This window comes from Achromobacter sp. B7 (genome assembly GCF_003600685.1).
GTDB classification, from domain to species: domain Bacteria; phylum Pseudomonadota; class Gammaproteobacteria; order Burkholderiales; family Burkholderiaceae_B; genus Achromobacter; species Achromobacter spanius_B.
Genome location: NZ_CP032084.1, coordinates 3,143,197 through 3,161,222 on the forward strand (window position 1 = coordinate 3,143,197; position 18,026 = coordinate 3,161,222).

Here is an 18,026-nt window from a genome sequence, read left to right on the forward strand (position 1 = left end):
CTTACGGAGACCAAGCATGTCGGATTCCATTATTCGATTGCAGGGCGTGAACAAGTGGTACGGCCAATTCCACGTGCTGCGCAACATCAACCTGGACGTCGCGCCCGGTGAACGCATCGTGGTGTGCGGCCCGTCGGGCTCGGGCAAGTCCACCATGATCCGCTGCATCAACCGGCTGGAAGAACACCAGCAAGGGCAGATCATTGTTGACGGCACCGAGCTGACCAACGACCTCAAGCACATCGAGACCATCCGCCGCGAAGTGGGCATGGTGTTCCAGCACTTCAACCTGTTTCCGCACCTGACGGTGCTGGAGAACCTGACGCTGGGACCCATGTGGGTGCTCAAACAGCCGCGCGCACAGGCCGAGGCCACGGCGATGAAGTACCTGGAACGCGTGCGCATTCCCGATCAGGCCAAGAAGTTTCCAGGCCAGTTGTCGGGCGGCCAGCAGCAGCGCGTGGCGATTGCCCGATCCTTGTGCATGAACCCGAAGGTCATGCTGTTCGACGAGCCCACCTCGGCGCTGGACCCCGAAATGGTCAAGGAAGTGCTGGACGTGATGGTGACGCTGGCCCAGGAAAGCGGCATGACGATGATCTGCGTGACGCACGAAATGGGCTTTGCGCGCAAGGTCGCCAACCGCGTGATCTTCATGGACCGCGGGGAAATCATCGAGCAGAACAACCCGGATGCGTTCTTCGATAACCCGCGGAACGAGCGGACACAGCTGTTCCTGAGCCAGATATTGCACTGAGGCGCCTCTCATCAGCGTGACTGGCGTCGGTGCGCGTCTGACATGAAATGCCGTCCTTGAAGGGCGGCATTTTTTTGGGCGGGTACGTGGCCTCGCCGCGAACGGTGCAAGTAGGTTGCAAGGGCGAATCGAGCGAATCGGGCGATGGGGAGGCTGGAAAAATCCCGAAGGGGCCGCGTAGCACTGATTGGCCACGATTTCGTAACCCTCCTATAGATACACGCCTGCATGCAAGGGAACATGGTGGGTTTTACGCCTTCCTGTAGCGGGTGTTTCCGCTTCGACCATGACGACCGAACCCAGTCTGGAATCCCTGGTACCGGAAATTCTCCGCATCGCTGATCAAACGCGCTGCGACGCGGGCCCCAGCGCCGTGGTCGCGTGCAAGAGCGAAGTCGCCATCTTGCCCCTGCGCTATGCCGTTGTGACCGACGCCGGCCCGGGCCTGGATACCTTGGCGCCTGCGCTACCGCCCCACCTTGGCGCCAATTTTCCGCCGCTACAGGGCAAGCACGCGCGCTACGCCGTACGCACGATGCGCAGAGGCTATCTGTACCTGTTCACGAAGCGCTACATGAAGGACTGGTTCTGCGAAAGTGCCTATCGCACCTATGACACCGGTCTGTTCAAGCGTGTCTTTCCCTATGCGCCCCAGCACAACGCTCTTGAGCCGATTCATGAACCCACAGCCCGTGTGCACGATCTGCACGGCCCGGCCGAAAGCGGCCCCGGTGCCTGGACCGTGTGCCTGAAAGCCCCCGAAGACATTGAAGAACTTCGCGCGCTGTTCACGCCCGATCCCTTGACCAAGCGCATGCTGGACTTGATATCCAGCTTCAGCCCGCTACGCAATCAACTACAGAACTTCGATATCCGAAAGCTGCTGATGTCGTGCTCGCGTACGCCGGACGTGCTGGACCCCAGCACCATCGACGACACGCTGGCGGACGCCATCGCACAAGATCAGCCTGACACCGCGTCGGTCCTGGCAGGCCAGCTTTATTCCGATCCCGAGAACCGCTACGCGCGCCAAATCGTCGCCCTGGATCTGAAGGAAAGCGCACGCCGTGCTCGCGGCTTTGGCATCGTGCTCCACGACGCCATCGGGATCACGCAGCAGCTCAATAGCTGGCGCAACGACGCCTATGAAGCCGTGCAGCGGTACTTGGACAAGAAGGACGGCAAAGGCGTCGAGAACCAGCGCAAGGTCTTGGTGGCCCAGGCGTTTATCGACGTCAAGCAGCAGTTCGAAACCCGCTCGGCGGCGCTGGAAGCCCAACATTTCATCGATATCGAGCGCGCCAGGGTTTACGACCCCGGCATGGCGGTGGGCCGTAACTGGGTCTTGAACGACGACGAGCGTGAACGCTGGGACAACGAAGCAGACCAGTACATCACCCAGTTCGAAGACACGATGCGCGCCAAGATGCAGGCGAAGCTGGACAGCGGTGAGTACCGGCGCAGGTTCGACAGCAAATATCTGTCTCCGGCAACACCGGGGCAGGCGGTGCGCGTGGCAGACATGGACGTGGAGTTAACGACGTTCGACGCCGTGTCGGCGGCCGCCGAAAACGTCGGCGTCAAGCGCGCCAAGGATCACGAACGATGGCTCACCAGCGAACAACTGCTGAGCGCGCTGGACGTCTACGACGACCGGGATCTGACAAGCGGCTGGCGCTTTGCGGGCCAGACGGGCTTGTGCGTGCTGGGCGCGGACGGGTGCGCGAGCACGGCGGATCTGATCGAACAATGGTGGACGGGAAACCCGACCGACCGCGCCAACCTGGCGATGCGCGGCTTTGCGCTGAACCAAACAGAGATTCAGGCGGAATTGCAACGCACGCTGGACGCGGCGCGCCTTCACGCGCAAACCCAGGCGCGTGATCCTATTCTGTCTAACGACAGGATGATCCAGCAGGTTCAGGCCGGGTTCGTCGCCGTTCAACATCTGGCTGATCTATTCGACAAGGCGAACGGGTTGTTCGAAGCCTTGTCAGCTGCAGGCGAAACGAACCTGGCGGGTGGCGCCCTGGCTTGGTACTCCAGCCTGGGCCGCCAATCCCTGCGCTACGCCTCGACCGGCAAGGAATGGGCCTTCCATGGCATCACCCGAAGCTGGCTGGCGGCCAGCGTCAGCAAGCGGGCCACGAACTTGCGTATCGACGAACTGACCAAACTAGGGCGTAGCACGGATCCCAAGCAGTTGCGCGCACAGATTGGCCGGAACACCAGATTCGCATTTGCCACCGAACTTGTGGACGCCCATCGCAGCGACTTTTACAAGCTGCGCGCCAGCAGTTGGTTGCTGTTCTTTGAAGCGGCGTTGATTGCAATGCGGGTGCGGGATATGCCCGACGATGAACGCGGCGCCGGGGAGTTGATCGCCCATGGGCTGCTGGCCGGCGCTGCGGGGACGGAAATACTGGCGGCCGGGACGGAGTTGGTATTGCAGCATTACAGCGCCGCCGGCGTCACCGGTACGGGAGCGACGGTCTTTCTGGGGCAGCTGAAGCTGGTAGGTGGCGCGTTGGCGGCGGTGGGTGGGGTGGTGTTGATGGGGTGTGACTGGAAGGACGCAGACCAATCACGGCAAGAAGCAAAAAAAAGGTTGACGTCTGCGTACTACCTCAGATTTGCCGCGGCCTTTGCGATGGTGGGCAGCCAATCCAGCATTGCCTTCGCCGCCGCCGGTCCGATGCTGAAGATCCTGGCAGAGCGAGGAGGAAAATCATACGCGTTGACCTCGCTCCTTCTCGTGGCGGCAAGGGCTTCCTCATTCCTGGGAAGGCCCGCCATGCTCGCACTATTGCGTAGTCTGCTTCTGCGCAGCACGTTGATTGGGATTGCCGCCACCTTGGCTATAGCCGTTTTTGATGACGACGCGCTAGAAAAATGGTGCAAGCGCTCTACCTATCGCGGCGTCGAGTACCAAGGCAACAGCCCGCACAACGCACTGGAGAATGAGTTAGCCGATTTGTACAGCGCCTTGCTGGAGATAATCTGATGTACCTGATGGAATGGATTTTGTGGCTTTCCGTCATCAAATCCGATGCCTGGCTGCAGGAACAGGCGGATGAGAATCCGAACGACCTTGCCAGCAGGCCTTTGGAACCGGTTTATGAGGATCTACTCGTCGCGGAATATGCACGATTGCGTGCCGCGCGATCTGACCACGCCAAATCCAGAAGCCCGGTATATGCCTGCGACAATACCATCCTCGAGATGCGTTGCGGCGCTATGGAAGAAAAGCGAGGATTCATCACATTAATCTCCGCATTCTTCTCGCTGCCGACGATCGCGGGCATCGACCTCATGTGCTTGTCATTTTCGCTATCGACATGGGAAACCTGGGATTACGACGACACGATTCTTCTGATCATTTTATTGATCGGTAGCCTCGGCGCACCCTACATCTACTTCAAATACCTCTTCCGCTTCACCCGCCTGGAATCCTTCACGTCCCGCCACCTGCTCATCCGATTCAACCGCATCACCCGCCAGGTCTACCTGCACCGCCCACCCAGTTGCGGCGGTATCGCCGTACTGCCCTGGGATGACATTCATCACGATGCAGTCCCCGGCGTGAACCTTGTCGTTGGCTGGTACCCGCCCTATTCCCCGCTGCCTTTTCCCAACATGGTTTTCGTCGGCAAGAAGAGCGTCAGCGAATTCGATATGAAAGCCGAATGGGAGTACATCCGCCGCTACATGGATGAAGGCGGTCTGGATGCGGTATCCCCGCCGCGCCTGAGTTCGCACCTGCCTTTGCCTTGGCCCGCCTTCGCGGCGCAGTTTGAGGCGTTGGGTCCGTACCTGCGTCACAGCGGCCCACTGACGTGGCTTGGAATGCTATTGATATCTCCGGCCCTGCTGGTTATCGGCCTGGGGCATTGGGTGTCGCTCATGTTGTGCTGGCGTCCGCGTTGGCCAAAGATCATTCGGGAAGCCGGCTTGCCCGGCAAGCCGACCCCGCCGTTGACCACCATCGACGACTACCCGCCGGACGTTCGTGCGGCGCTGCTGGAAAATGCACATCGATGGGTCGTGCGGCCGGGTTCGCCGCCGCCACGGCCCAAGTTTTCATTGACCCGCCGCAAACGGCCCCGGGTTACTCCCCGCGACCCCGTTTGACTGCGCCCTTTATCGATTTCCACCTGGAATATTCATGACTCCCATCGCCCTAGTCGGACACGCGCATTCCTGCCCCCTCCATGGCCCCGGCACCATCGTCAGCGGGGCGTCCAGCGCCGCCGTCAATGGCCGGCCCATCGCGCGGGTGGGCGACCGCATCAGTTGCGGGGCGGTGATCGTCACCGGCTCGGCAGTGGCCAAAGTGGAAGGACAGCCGGTGGCTCGCCAAGGCGATACCACCGGCCACGGCGGCACGCTGATCGAAGGCGACGGCAGCTGGCTATCGGCGTAAGCGGCCGGGACCATGCCGGGCTGAAGGTGGCAAACCCGGGTCACGGAGCGCGGGCGCCGGATCGAAGGCGGTATATAGTCACCCCGGTACGCGTCACCATGCACGCCACCCAGGGAACCTGCCGAATGACGAGAAGCCGCATCATGGCGTTTTTTCTCAGCCTGCTTGCCGCGCCGGCCGGCGCCGGCGTGATCTACGACAACCATGGCCTTGTCGTCGACATCACTACCGGCGGCCAGCGGGACTGGAATACCGGCCAGCGCCAGAACACGCGCAGCACCACCATTTCGTTCCAGGGCAACAAGCTGTGCGGCAAAGACGTCGGCAAGCTGCTGTACCCCGACGGCCGCAACATGGCCGCCAACGCGTTCTTCTGCGCGGCCAACGCGCGAGCGTTGGAAACGGACGCGGTGCTGGCCTACTTCACTAGCTCCAGCGCCGATGCGGCACTGGCGCACTTGCAGGTGGTCAACGGCGCGCTGCGGGTGAACCGGCTGGCCTTGTCCCGCCAGCCTGATCGCGACAAACCCAGTGGCACGCGCTTTGAAGACGCGCGCCTGCCGGGCTGGACACGCGTGGAAACCGCGTGGGCCGAAACGGTGATGATCCGGCACGCGTCGCTCGCGCCTGCGCAACTCTCGGTCAAACCTGGCGGGTCCGCGCCCGGAGCAACGGGCGCAGGAGCCACGCGCCCCGGGGTCATCAACCTGGGCGCGGGCAAGCTGCTGGACGTGGATGGCGACGTGGTCTATCTGGCCATTCCGCCCGGCCGCGATGTGGTGGTGGTCGAGCCGGCAACGCGCATCAAGGACGCACAGGGCGACATGCGGATCGTGCCGGAGGTCGTTAAGTTTGTAGACACGCCGTTGGCGTTTCGCGCGGTGCGTTTGTCCACCGGCCAGGAGCTGGCGCGCCTGGATGTGAAGGACACGTGCGCCGCCCTGCCGGCCATCGAATTCAACCAGCCGGACCCGCTGTACCCGTCCTCGGCCAGGCGCGACGTGCTGTTCGACGACGTGCCCGCCTGGCGCGCGGCCACGCTGCAATTGACGCAGACGGCGGGCCGCGCCACGTTGCAGCTGAAACCCGGCGTGACCTTGCCGACCAAGCCGAACTGCAAACGGGGCTGACGCCGCCGCGTGGCCAAGGCCCGCCCTGTTGCCGTGAAGGGTGGCCCGGCAGCGCTTCGCACCTGCCGCGTGCCCTACCCGCCTCAGATCAGAAACTGCCGATACGCCTCGTTATCCGTTTCCTCGAAATGCGCGTAGCCCAGTTGCCGCAGAAAGGCGTCCAGCGCCGCGCTGTCGGCCAGCGGGGCCTGGATGCCGACCAGCGCCGAGCTGAAATCCGCGCCCTGGTTGCGGTAGTGGAACAGGCTGATATTCCAGTTGGGCGCCATCTCGGACAGGAACTTCATCAGCGCGCCGGGGCGCTCGGGGAACTCGAAGCGGAACAGCCGCTCTCCGCCCGCCAGCGGCGAACGGCCGCCCACCATGTAGCGGATGTGCTGCTTGGACACCTCGTTGTACGTCAGGTCACTGACCGAAAACCCCTGCTCTTGCAGCGCCGCCATGATGTCGGCGGCATCGCCACGCCGCGCGATCTGCATGCTGACAAAGATGTGCGCGGTGTGCGCGTCGGCAATCCGGTAGTTGAACTCCGTGACGCTGCGCTGCCCCAACACGCGGCAGAACCGCCGGAAGCTGCCGCGCTCCTCGGGCACGGTCACGGCGAACACCGCTTCGCGCGCCTCGCCGACTTCGGCACGGTCTGCCACAAAGCGCATGCGATCGAAGTTCATGTTGGCGCCTGACGTCACGGCCACCATCGACAGCCCCTGCGCGTTTTCGCGTTCAACGTATTGCTTCAGCCCCGCCAACGCCAGCGCCCCCGCAGGCTCGAGCACGCTGCGCGTATCCAGGAACACGTCCTTGATTGCCGCGCACACCGCGTCGGTATTCACCAGGATGATTTCGTCCAGGTATTCGCGGCACAGGCGGAACGTTTCCTCGCCCACCAGCTTGACCGCCGTGCCGTCGGAAAACAGGCCGACTTCGGCCAGGTTGACGCGTGCGCCGGCCTTGATGGACTGCGCCATCGCGCAGGAATCCTCGGTCTGCACGCCGATCACCTTGACGCTGGGGTCCACTGCCTTCACATAGGCGGACACGCCGGCCGCCAGGCTGCCGCCGCCGATGGGCACGAACACCGCGTGCAGCGGGCCGGCGTGCTGGCGCAGGATCTCCATGCCGACGGTGCCCTGCCCGGCGATGACATACGGGTCGTCAAACGCGGGCACGAAAGTCATGTCGTGTTGCTGCGCCAGCGTTTGGGCATGGGCGTAGGCGTCGCTATAGGAATCGCCGGCCTGCACCACCGTGACGGTGGGCCCGCCGTGTGCGCGCACCGCGTCCACCTTCACCCGCGGCGCGGTTTGCGGCACCACGATGATGGCGCGCACGCCCAGTCGCGCCGCCGAAATGGCCACGCCCTGCGCATGGTTGCCGGCGGACGCGGTGATCACGCCCCGGTCCAGCGCGGCCTGCGGCGTGTTGCGCATCTTGTTGTAGGCGCCGCGCACCTTGAAGGAAAAAACCGGCTGGTTGTCTTCGCGCTTCAGGTAGACCGTATTGTTCAGCCGCGTCGACAGGCCGCGCGCCAGGTCCAGCTCGGTCTCGCGGGCAATGTCGTACACCCGGGCCGTCAGAATCTGGCGCAGGTATTCCATGGGCGAGGCGTTGCCGTGCTGGAATGCGGTGTCGGGGGTAGCGGTTTGCATGGGGGGGTTCTCTGCTTTGGGGAAGACTTGCCCGGCAGAGGCGGCCACAAAAAACCCGCCTCGTGGGGCGGGTGGCTGTGACTGTTGCGGTCGCGCGCTAACCCACCATTTTCGGAATGATGGTAATAATCAGCGCAATGCGGACGGCGGGGAAATTCATGGCGCAAAGCTTGCGCCGGGCGCGCGAATTTGTCAAATCGGACGCGGCGGCCTGACGGCGATATGGGGTTTGTGCTGCGGGCCACCGAGCCCCTCTCGTTCGCGTCATTGCCCGCCTGGTGGCTTGCGGGCCCGGCGCCCTTGCGCCATATCCTGGCCGTATTGATGCGATATCGAGCCCATAACGCAGGCTTTATCGGTGATTTCCCTGCGCGTCAAGCGTGTCGCGGTATTACAATACCGGCTTCGTGGCAGTTCGCACCTTCCAGAATGACCGGTTAAACCGGCTCATTAATAAAGGACGGGCAACCGCCAATTTGCGCGGATCCGGAGCCTGCTTCGCATCTGCCCATACGAACCCACTCTCGACAACATCTACCGGCGTACGCCGCTTAGCATGTTCGGGTTTGCGCCGAAAGCGCTACGCGCCGAACAGATTCAAGGATCATGTCTCTTACTCCGAAGATTATCTATACCCTCACCGATGAAGCGCCGGCCCTTGCAACCCGTTCGCTGCTGCCCATCGTCCAGGCATTCGCCAAGCCCGCGGGCGTCACGGTGGAAACGCGCGACATCTCCCTGGCCGGCCGCATCATCGCCCTGTTCCCGGATTACCTGGAAGACAGCCAGAAGCTGTCGGACGCCCTGGCCGAACTGGGCGCGCTGGCCGTCAAGCCCGAAGCCAACATCATCAAGCTGCCCAACATCAGCGCCTCGATGCCCCAGCTGAAGGCGGCCATCAAGGAACTGCAAGACCAGGGCTACAAGCTGCCCGACTACCCGGACGCCCCCACCAACGACACCGAACGCGACGTGAAAGCGCGCTACGACAAGGTCAAGGGAAGCGCCGTGAACCCGGTTCTGCGCGAAGGCAACTCCGACCGCCGCGCGCCGCTGTCGGTGAAGAACTACGCCCGCAAGCACCCGCACAAGATGGGCGCCTGGTCGGCTGATTCGAAGTCGCATGTGGCTCACATGTCCGACGGCGACTTCTACGGCACCGAAAAGTCGGCGCTGATCGCCGAGGCCGGCGACGTCAAGATCGAACTGACCGCCGCTGACGGCACCAAGACGGTCCTGAAGGAAAAGACCCCGGTCAAGGCCGGCGAGATCATCGACGCCGCCGTGCTGTCGACCGCCAAGCTCAAGTCCTTCCTGCAAGCCCAGATCGACGACGCCAAGACCACCGGCGTGCTGTTCTCGGTGCACCTGAAGGCCACGATGATGAAGGTGTCCGACCCGGTCATCTTCGGCCACGTGGTATCCGTGTTCTACAAGGATGTGCTGGCCCGCCACGCCGCCGTGCTCAAGCAAGCCGGTTTCGATCCCAACAACGGCATTGGCGACCTGTACGCCAAGATCCAATCGCTGCCCGCTGACCAGCAAGCCGCGATCACCGCCGACATCGACGCCGCCTACAAGACCCTGCCGCAACTGGCGATGGTCAATTCCGACAAGGGCATCACCAACCTGCACGTGCCCAGCGACGTCATCGTCGATGCGTCCATGCCGGCCATGATCCGCGACTCGGGCAAGATGTGGAACGCCGAGGGCCAGCTGCAAGACACCAAGGCCGTCATTCCCGACCGCAGCTACGCGGGCGTCTACCAGGCCGTCATCGACGACTGCAAGAAGAACGGCGCCTTCAATCCGGTCACGATGGGCAGCGTGCCCAACGTCGGCCTGATGGCGCAAGCCGCCGAAGAATACGGTTCGCACAACAAGACCTTCGTCGTCCCGGCATCGGGCACCGTGCGCGTCACCGACGCCTCGGGCAAGGTGTTGCTGGAACAAGCCGTGGAAGCGGGCGACCTGTGGCGCATGTGCCAGACCAAGGACGCCGCCATCCAGGATTGGGTCAAGCTGGCCGTTACCCGTGCCCGCGCCAGCAAGACGCCGGCCGTTTTCTGGCTGGACGAAAAGCGCGCCCACGACGCCCAGGTCATCGCCAAGGTCAAGCAGTACCTGAACGACCACGACACCAGCGGCCTGGACCTGCGCATCCTGAACCCGGTTGAAGCGACCAAGTTCTCGGTCAAGCGCATCCGCGAAGGCCTGGACACCATCTCGGTTACCGGCAACGTGCTGCGCGACTACCTGACCGACCTGTTCCCCATCATGGAGCTGGGCACCAGCGCCAAGATGCTGTCGATCGTTCCGCTGGTTGCCGGTGGCGGCCTGTTCGAAACGGGCGCGGGCGGCTCGGCCCCCAAGCACGTGCAGCAGTTCCTGGAAGAAGGCTTCCTGCGCTGGGATTCGCTGGGCGAATTCATGGCGTTGGCTGAATCCCTGGACCACCTGGGCCGCGCGTACAAGAACCCGACTGCCCAGATCCTGGCCAAGACGCTGGATCAGGCAACCGCCAAGTTCCTGGACGAGAACAAGTCGCCGGACCGCAAGGTCGGCGGCCTGGACAACCGTGGCAGCCACTTCTACCTGGCCATGTACTGGGCCCAGGCCGTGGCCGCGCAAACCGACGACCGCGCGCTGGCTGCGCAGTTCGCCGGTGCGGCGGGCGCCTTTGCTGAAAACGAAGGCAAGATCGTTGAAGAACTGAAGGCCGCGCAGGGCAAGCCGGTGGATATCGGCGGCTACTACCAGCCCAACGAAGCGCTGGCGAGCCAGGCCATGCGCCCCAGCGCCACGCTGAACCAGGTGCTGGCCTCGATCGGCTAAGCGTCACTGTCCGGCGGCGCTCGCCGCCGGCACAAAAAAGCCGGCAGCCTTGGTAAGGCTGCCGGCTTTTTTATGGGTGCAAGGCAGTGGTAGCGGGCGTATCGGGCGTATCGGATCAGCGCGCGCCGCCGCACATCCGTTGGCGGAAAGCGGTGTCGATATCCAGCCGCCAGACCGCGCGCGTAGCGCCGGGCAGGCGCGGCGCCACGCCGCTCAGTGCGGGATAGCGTCCGGCGTCGTCGTCGCGGCCCCAGATCCAGAAACGCGTGCCATCAGCCGACGCGCAAAGCCGCGCGGTCAAATCTTCGTTCTGAATCAATACCCGCTTGCCGACGACCGGGTCGAACACCGCCGCGTCGTACAGTTCCTTGCGCCAGTTGTCGCGCGTGGGAATCTCGGGATCGTTCCAGTTATCGACGATCCAGGAAGGTTCGGACGCCTTCGTGTAGAAGCCCAGATCAAACGGCAACGCATGCAGCGCCACTTGCATGTCTTGCGGCCGCATGTCGCCGCGCAGTTCTTTCATGGTGGGGCCGACGCTACCGCGCGGGTTGTTGGATGCCACGATGATCGCGCCCAAGCAGATGATGGCCGCCACGACGATGGCAATGCCCACGCCCCGGCGCTTGCCGGCTGCCCAGGCGGGCGCGATGCGCTCACTGATCAGGAATGCCAGCGGCGGAAACACCGGCAGCACATAGCCGATCAGCTTCGATTGCGGGATGGAAAAGAACACCATCACCACCGCGATCCAGATCGCCATCAGCCGGCGCAGCCCATGCGGATCGGCGTCACGCCAGAACGCGCGCGTGAAAATCGCCGCGCCCCAGATCGACCACGGCAAGGCAAGCCCCACCACAATCGGCACATAGAACCAGATCGGCTGCGCATTGTTGAAGCCGCTTTGCGCGAAGCGTTCAAAGTGCTGGTAGACGAAAAAGTAATGGTAGAAGCCGGGAAACTTCATCTGCATCAGCGCGAACCACGGCACGGCAACCACGGCGAACGCCAGCAAGGCCGGCACCCACAGCAAGGCGCGCATGCCGCGCCAATCTCGCCGCAGCAGCAGCCAGGCCAGCACGATTGCGCCGGGCAGCGCCAGCCCGATCAGCCCTTTGGCCAACACGGCCAGCGCGGCCAGCACACCGGTTGCGATCGACATGCCGCGAAACGGCCGGCCGTCGGCGCGCCGCAGAGCCGTGTCGGCGGCGGCCAGCACGCACAGCGTGATCATGCTGGCAACCAGCATGTCCATGTTGGCAAACTGCGCCGCGCCAAAGAACAGCGGCATCAAGCCCAGGATCACGACGGCCCAGCGCGCCTGCGCCACATTGCGATAGCGCGACACGAACGCATACAGCCCCGCCCCCGCGCTCCACGCGCCCAGCAACGACGGCACGCGCGCGCTGAATTCATGCACGCCGAACAAGGCGTAGCTGATTTGCGCCAGCCAGTAATACAACGGCGGCTTGTGAAAATATGGCATGCCGTCCAGCAGCGGCACCATGGGAGACTGGCTGCGCAGCATCTCCCAGGCGACGCCGGCGTAGCGCCCTTCGTCGGGCAAGGTCAGCCAGCGCGCCCATGCCAACGCGGCCAGCCAGACGGCCAGGCCCAGCAGCACTTGCCAGCCGGGAATGGACGCTTGCGTCGCCACGCGCGGAACAGACCGGGCGGCGGGGGTCAGCACGGCGCTCATGCCGCGTGATCCTGCGCCGACGGGTGCGCGGCAAGGGGAAAGGCGCGGGGAAAGGCGCTGGGAAAGTCGCCCGCCAGGCGGGGCGAACCAGACTCAAAAGACATGAAAGTCCTGGGTAAGAAACGTTCGGAAAGGCTCAACATGGCACCTATTATGAAAAGGGTAGCGTCGAGTTCTCATGAAATTTCTTAAACCGATCTGAAATATTACGCCGCCCTGCCTGCCTTGGCTGCCCTATTTCGATGCCGACAAGCGGTCCAGCCGCAAGCGTCCCCGTTCGTCCGTCAGCCTGCGCATGGCGCCGTAAGCTGCCCCCATGGCCGCCATGCCGCTGGCGCCGCACAGCAGGAACATCAGCAGGATCTGGTATTTGGCGGCGTCGATGGGGTCCATGCCCGCGATGATCTGCCCGGTCATGATGCCGGGCAAGGTGATGATGCCGGCCGCCGACATCTGATTGACGCTGGGCACAATGCCGCGCCGGACCGATTCGCGCAGCAACGTCGAAAACGCCTGATGCGGGGTGGCGCCCAAAGCCAACCGCGCCTCGATGGCGAGCTTTTCGCGGCGCACGCCGGAAAGAACGCCGTCCAGCGCCAGGCTGGCGGCGTTAAGCACGCTGCCCAGCACAATGCCCACCAGCGCGATGGCGTAGCGCGGGTCGAACCAGGGTTCTGGCCGCAACGCCGTGCTCAGGATGAACATGGCCGTGATCAAGGTGGTGGCCGCCACCGCCAGCGTGCCGACCCAACCATTGCCATGCCCGGCCAGCCGCGCCTTGGGGCGGGCGGCCACCTCGCGCGCGGCCAGCGCCATCATCACCGCCACCACCAGCGCCGTCAGCATCGGCGTGGCATGCGCGAACACCACGCGCAGGATATGGCCGACCAGCAACAGCTGCACCACGGTACGGACCGCCGCCCACAAGACCTGACGTTGCAGGTTCAGCCGCAGGGCGAACGAAATTGCCGCGCACAGCAGCACCAGCAGCGAGGCAATGACCAGGTCCAGCGCTTGCAGTTTGATCACGTCCATAGCGGCTCCAGCTGGCCGTTGGTCATGCGCCACGTCCGGCGCGCCAGCCGCCGGGCCTGCTCGGCATTGTGCGTCACCATCAGCATGGCGCCGCCACTGTCCAGGAACTGTTGCAGCGCGGCTTCCACGGTGACGGTGGCGGCCTGGTCCAGCGCCGCCGTGGGTTCATCCAGCAGCAGCACGCGCGGCTGTAGGGCCAACGCGCGCACCAGCGCCAGGCGCTGCCTTTCGCCAGTGGAGAGTTCGTGGACCAGGGCGTCCAGCTTTTCGGGCGCCAGGCCCAGCGGCTGCATCAGGCGTTGCGCCTGCGCGCGGTCGGTGAAATGCGGCGCGACGTGATCGTCCCACCACCCTGCCTCGGCCTGGCAATAGACGACCTGACGCCGCCATTCATGGCCGCGCATTGCCGAACGCGGCCTGCCGAGCAGTTCGACCTCGCCATGGCCGGGGTCCAGGTCCGCGACCTGGCGCAACAGCAGCGACTTGCCTGAACCCGATGGGCCCACAATGGCGCCGCACTCGCCGCCGGCAAGATCCAGGCTGACCGGGGCAAGGCGCTGGCTATACACGCCACGCAATCGCAGCATCGGCATGATGTCAGAGCGCATCCACCCCTCCGGTACCGGTGCGCGGCGCGATGCCCGCACCGGCGTTGCTTACAGCATGTGGGCCAGGAATTCCCGGCTGCGAGCGTGTTGCGGCGCACTGAAGAACGCGGCCGACGGCGCTTCTTCGACGATGCGGCCTTCGTCCATGAAGATGACGCGATGCGCCACTTCGCGCGCAAAGCCCATTTCGTGCGTGACGACCAGCATGGTCATGCGTTCGTCGGCCAGCTGCTTCATGGTGCGCAGCACTTCGCCCGTCAGTTCCGGGTCCAGCGCCGAGGTGGGTTCGTCGAACAGCATGATGTCGGGCTCCATGGCCAGCGCGCGGGCAATCGCAACACGCTGCTTCTGGCCGCCCGACAGGCGCGTGGGATAGTTGTCGCGCTTGTTCAGCAGGCCGACTTTGCGCAGCAGCTCTTCCGCCTTGGGGATGATCTGCGCCTTGCTCATGCCCTTGACGGTGATCGGCGCTTCGATGATGTTTTGCAGCACCGTCATGTGCGGGAACAGATTGAACGACTGGAACACCATGCCCATCTTGCGGCAGATGCGCCGCACCTCGGCGTCGCTGGCGTAGTGGCTGCGGCCGCCGTCAACGGCGCGCGCCATCACTTCGCCTTCGACTTCGATACTGCCTTCGTCGATGGTCTCAAGGTGGTTCAGGCACCGCAGAAAGGTGCTTTTGCCGGAGCCGGACGGGCCGATCACCGCCACCACCTCGCCCTGCCCCAGCGTCAGCGAAACCTTGTCCAGCACGCGGTTGGCGCCAAAGGACTTGGTGATGTGGGTGGCCTGGATCATGACCGGGCGGGCGCCGGGGGTGCCGGCGGTGCCCGCGGCAAGCGGCGGATTACTGGTCATATTTGGCATAGCGCTTTTCCATGTGCTGGAAGAACCACGTCAGGACAAGCGTCATGAGCAGATAAAAGGCGGCGGCCACCAGGAACGGCGTGGTGGTGAAATCGCGCTGCACGATGCCGCGCGCGGTGCGCAGGATATCGTTCAACGCCAGCACGTAGATCAGCGACGTGTCCTTGACCAGCGTGATGGTTTCGTTGCTCATCGGGGGCAACACGCGCTGCACCATCTGCGGCAGCACGATGCGGCGCAGCGTTTGCAGATAGGTCATGCCCAGCACCTTGCTGCCTTCGTACTGGCCCCGGTCCACCGACTGGATGCCCGCGCGGAAGATCTCGGCAAAGTACGCGGCGTAGTTCAGCGCAAACGCCACCACGGCCGCCGGAAAGTCCGGCAGCCGCACGCCCACCACCGGCACGAAAGGCAGGGCGAAGTAGATGAACAGCATTTGCAGCATGAGCGGCGTGCCGCGCATGAGCCAGATGTAGCCGTTGACCAGGTTGCTAAGCAGCGGCCACTTCGAAATGCGCGCCAGGGCCAGCACCAACCCCAGCGGCACTGCCAGGGCCAAGGTGATGAAAAACAGCGTCAAGGTCACTTTCGCGCCTTCCGCCATCGGCCCCAACAGAGAGAGAACGTAGTCCATTTAAGAGAGGTCGCGCGCCGCTTACTTGATGATGTTGGCGCCGAACCACTGGGTGGCGATGCGGCCGGCGGTGCCGTCCTGCTTCATCGAATCCAGCGTCTTGTCCAGCTTGCCCAGCAGCTCGGTATCGTCCTTGCGCACGCCGACGCCGTAGTCTTCGGTGCCGAAGTTTTCTTCCAGCACGCGATATTCGCCCGCGCGCTTGCTGATCAGGTAGCGGCCCACCACTTCGTCCACCACGATGGCGTCCAGGCGGCCGGCGGCCAGGTCCATCAGCGCGGTGACGTTGTCACCGAACTTCTTCACGTCCTTGATCTGCGCGGCAACCGGATCCTTGGCGATGGCGTCCGTGGCGCTGCTGCCGTCCTGCGCGCCGACCGTCTTGCCGGCCAGGTCGTTCTTGACCTTGATGGGCGATGCGGTGCCCACGATGATGATCTGGTGGTTGGCCATGTACGGCGCGGTGAAGCTGATGTTCTTCTTGCGCTCTTCGGTGATGGTCAGGCCGTTCCAGAGAACGTCGACGCGCTTGCCGTTCAGCTCGGCTTCCTTGGCGCTCCAGTCGATGGGCTTGAATTCGACTTCGATGCCCAGGCGCTTGCTGGCTTCCTTGGCCATGTCGATGTCAAAACCGACGATCTGGTTGCTGGCGTCGCGAAAGCCCATGGGCGGAAAGTTGTCATCCAGGCCCACCACGACCTTCTTGGCGACGGCCGGCGTTTGGGCGCCCGCGGTCGGCTTGGCGTCATCGCTGGGGCCGCAGGCGGTCAGCATCGTGGTTGCGGACACGAGGAAAACAGCAGTCAGTTTTTTCATGGGTTCAGGTGTGCGAAGCGTAAGAATAAGAATGCCGGAATAAGAATGCCGGAATGGCTGGCCGGTCAGCCGCGAGCCGCCATTTTAGCGTTACTGCAAGACCGTGCCGGAAAGCGCCCGGGGCGGCCAGGATTGGTGTGGGAACGAGATGTCAAGGCGGCAGCGCGGGCCGGGAAGGAATGCAAGCCATGCTAGGCTTTGGTCGCTTGGAGCGGCTGGGCTGCGGGGAACGCGGGGAACACGGGGAACACTCGAAACACCCGGAACACCCGGAACACCCGGAACACCCGGAACACCCGGAGCCCACGGTATACACACGGAGGACAGGCATGCAACTGAACATCAAGGACAACGGCGGTCGCCTCATCGGCGTGGCAAAGGTGAGCACGGGCACGGGCGCCGTGATGGAAGGCAGCTTCACGCCCATGCCCGACTTCGCGCCCTACGCGGCATTGTTCGCCGCCCGCGAAGAGGCGCAGAACGCGCCCGGGGCTGACGCGGCCGACCGGGCTGACGCGGCCAACCCGGCTGACACAGCGCCATCCTCCGGTATGAACGACGCAGCCGACCGCCTTCAGCGCGATATCGATGGCCACGGCTTCGTGGCGCAAGGCCCGATGCCGCTGCCCGGCACCACTGCCGTCCAGGCGCTGCGCATCGCGGGCGACCGAATCCGCTTTACCTTGCAACACCCGCTGACCGCCAAGGCCGACGGATGAGCCCCGCCATCCGTATCGGCCCCCTGGTATTTCCCACCGAACTGGCGGTGTTGATTGCCGCCGGCCTTGTCGCGATAGTGGCGGCGCGTTTGATCAACCGCCGGCAAGACGAGGCCGCGCGCCTGTCCACGGTCTTGTGGCGCGCGCTGATCATCGGGCTGTTGGTCGCCCGGCTGGCTTTCGTCTGGCGCTACCGAAACAGTTACCTGCCCGACCCCATCAACATCCTGGACATCCGCGACGGCGGCTGGAACGGCATGGCCGGGCTGGCGGCGGCCTGGGTCTATGCGCTGGCCGTGGTGCTGCGCCGGCACGCGCCGCGCGCGGCGTTGCTGGGCGCGTTGGCCCTGGCCAGCGCAACCTGGCTCGGCGGCAGCCGCTGGCTGGCGCCCACGCCGCAGGCGCATCCGGAGATGACCGATATATTCGTCCATAACATGAACGGCGCGATGGCCGACCTGTCCGACTTTCGCGGCAAGCCTACCGTGATCAACCTGTGGGCCAGCTGGTGTCCGCCCTGCCGTCGCGAGATGCCCGCCTTTGCCGCCGCGCAGGCCGCCAATCCGGACGTCAACTTCGTCTTTCTGAACCAGGCCGAGGCCAAGCCCGAGGTGACGCGGTTCTTGAAGGACCATGCGCCGACGTTGCGTAACGTGCTGATCGACCCGGGCGCCGAAGCGTCGCGCGAATTCAGCAACCGCGGGCTGCCCGCCACGCTGTTCCTGGATGCCCAGGGGCGCGTGATCGATGTGCGCGTGGGCGAGCTGTCTGCTGCATCACTGGCGCAGCGGGTAGAGGCGACGCGGGCAGCAAGCGCGCGCGCCGCCGATGTGCCGGGCGCGGGTGACTGA

Annotated in this window: 15 protein-coding genes; 8 read left to right on the top strand and 7 right to left on the bottom strand. The window is 64.2% G+C overall.

The window, feature by feature from the left end; all coding sequences use genetic code 11:
* Positions 1-16 precede the first annotated feature (16 nt).
* The 5 genes from DVB37_RS14130 (at position 17) to DVB37_RS14150 (ending at position 6,310) form a co-directional block, all read left to right on the top strand.
* Positions 17-757 carry an amino acid ABC transporter ATP-binding protein gene (locus DVB37_RS14130; RefSeq protein WP_046807050.1) on the top strand — a complete coding sequence of 247 codons (741 nt, stop codon included), beginning with the start codon at positions 17-19 and terminating at the stop codon, positions 755-757.
* A gap of 286 nt (positions 758-1,043) precedes the next feature.
* Positions 1,044-3,761, top strand: coding sequence for a T6SS effector BTH_I2691 family protein (locus DVB37_RS14135; RefSeq protein ID WP_120155778.1), 2,718 nt, complete (start codon positions 1,044-1,046; stop codon positions 3,759-3,761).
* Positions 3,761-4,888: a hypothetical protein gene (locus tag DVB37_RS14140; protein ID WP_120155780.1), complete on the top strand. Its 1,128-nt coding sequence runs from the start codon at positions 3,761-3,763 to the stop codon at positions 4,886-4,888. The genes DVB37_RS14135 and DVB37_RS14140 overlap by 1 nt, the downstream gene beginning before the upstream one ends.
* 34 nt (positions 4,889-4,922) lie before the next feature.
* Positions 4,923-5,180, top strand: a complete 258-nt coding sequence (locus DVB37_RS14145; RefSeq protein ID WP_120155782.1) for a PAAR domain-containing protein — start codon at positions 4,923-4,925, stop codon at positions 5,178-5,180.
* Positions 5,181-5,323: 143 nt separating this feature from the next.
* A complete protein-coding gene (locus tag DVB37_RS14150; protein WP_240433871.1) occupies positions 5,324-6,310 on the top strand; it encodes a hypothetical protein in 987 nt (328 codons plus the stop codon).
* 83 nt (positions 6,311-6,393) lie between these two features.
* Here DVB37_RS14150 and ilvA read toward each other — a convergent pair whose 3' ends face one another.
* Entirely contained in the window at positions 6,394-7,959 is a 1,566-nt protein-coding gene (gene ilvA / locus DVB37_RS14155) for a threonine ammonia-lyase, biosynthetic (RefSeq protein ID WP_082134651.1), read from the bottom strand.
* Positions 7,960-8,565: 606 nt separating this feature from the next.
* Between ilvA and DVB37_RS14160 the strand changes: the two genes are divergently transcribed.
* Positions 8,566-10,794, top strand: coding sequence for an NADP-dependent isocitrate dehydrogenase (locus tag DVB37_RS14160; protein ID WP_120155786.1), 2,229 nt, complete (start codon positions 8,566-8,568; stop codon positions 10,792-10,794).
* A 115-nt stretch (positions 10,795-10,909) separates the two neighbouring features.
* Here the strand turns inward: DVB37_RS14160 and DVB37_RS14165 are convergent, their stop codons facing one another.
* The 6 genes from DVB37_RS14165 to DVB37_RS14190 all read right to left on the bottom strand — a co-directional run bounded on the left by DVB37_RS14165 (position 10,910) and on the right by DVB37_RS14190 (position 16,456).
* Complete coding sequence (locus DVB37_RS14165; protein WP_120155788.1) at positions 10,910-12,493, bottom strand: glycosyltransferase family 39 protein; 1,584 nt, start codon at positions 12,491-12,493, stop codon at positions 10,910-10,912.
* 234 nt (positions 12,494-12,727) lie between these two features.
* Positions 12,728-13,528 (bottom strand): iron export ABC transporter permease subunit FetB, encoded by an 801-nt coding sequence (gene fetB / locus DVB37_RS14170; protein WP_120155791.1) that lies wholly within the window; start codon positions 13,526-13,528, stop codon positions 12,728-12,730.
* Positions 13,519-14,136 (bottom strand): ATP-binding cassette domain-containing protein, encoded by a 618-nt coding sequence (locus DVB37_RS14175; protein WP_240433872.1) that lies wholly within the window; start codon positions 14,134-14,136, stop codon positions 13,519-13,521. Before DVB37_RS14175 ends, fetB begins: the two co-directional genes overlap by 10 nt.
* Positions 14,137-14,184: 48 nt before the next feature.
* Positions 14,185-14,937: an amino acid ABC transporter ATP-binding protein gene (locus tag DVB37_RS14180; protein ID WP_046807336.1), complete on the bottom strand. Its 753-nt coding sequence runs from the start codon at positions 14,935-14,937 to the stop codon at positions 14,185-14,187.
* Between the two features lie 49 nt (positions 14,938-14,986).
* Positions 14,987-15,640, bottom strand: a complete 654-nt coding sequence (locus DVB37_RS14185) for an amino acid ABC transporter permease (RefSeq protein ID WP_006219374.1) — start codon at positions 15,638-15,640, stop codon at positions 14,987-14,989.
* Positions 15,641-15,661: 21 nt separating this feature from the next.
* Positions 15,662-16,456: an amino acid ABC transporter substrate-binding protein gene (locus tag DVB37_RS14190; RefSeq protein ID WP_046807300.1), complete on the bottom strand. Its 795-nt coding sequence runs from the start codon at positions 16,454-16,456 to the stop codon at positions 15,662-15,664.
* A gap of 329 nt (positions 16,457-16,785) precedes the next feature.
* Between DVB37_RS14190 and DVB37_RS14200 the strand changes: the two genes are divergently transcribed.
* Positions 16,786-17,175: a hypothetical protein gene (locus tag DVB37_RS14200; RefSeq protein ID WP_120155793.1), complete on the top strand. Its 390-nt coding sequence runs from the start codon at positions 16,786-16,788 to the stop codon at positions 17,173-17,175.
* The gene (locus DVB37_RS14205; protein WP_120155795.1) at positions 17,172-18,026 is read left to right on the top strand and encodes a TlpA disulfide reductase family protein; all 855 of its coding nucleotides are present in this window, start codon (positions 17,172-17,174) and stop codon (positions 18,024-18,026) included. Before DVB37_RS14200 ends, DVB37_RS14205 begins: the two co-directional genes overlap by 4 nt.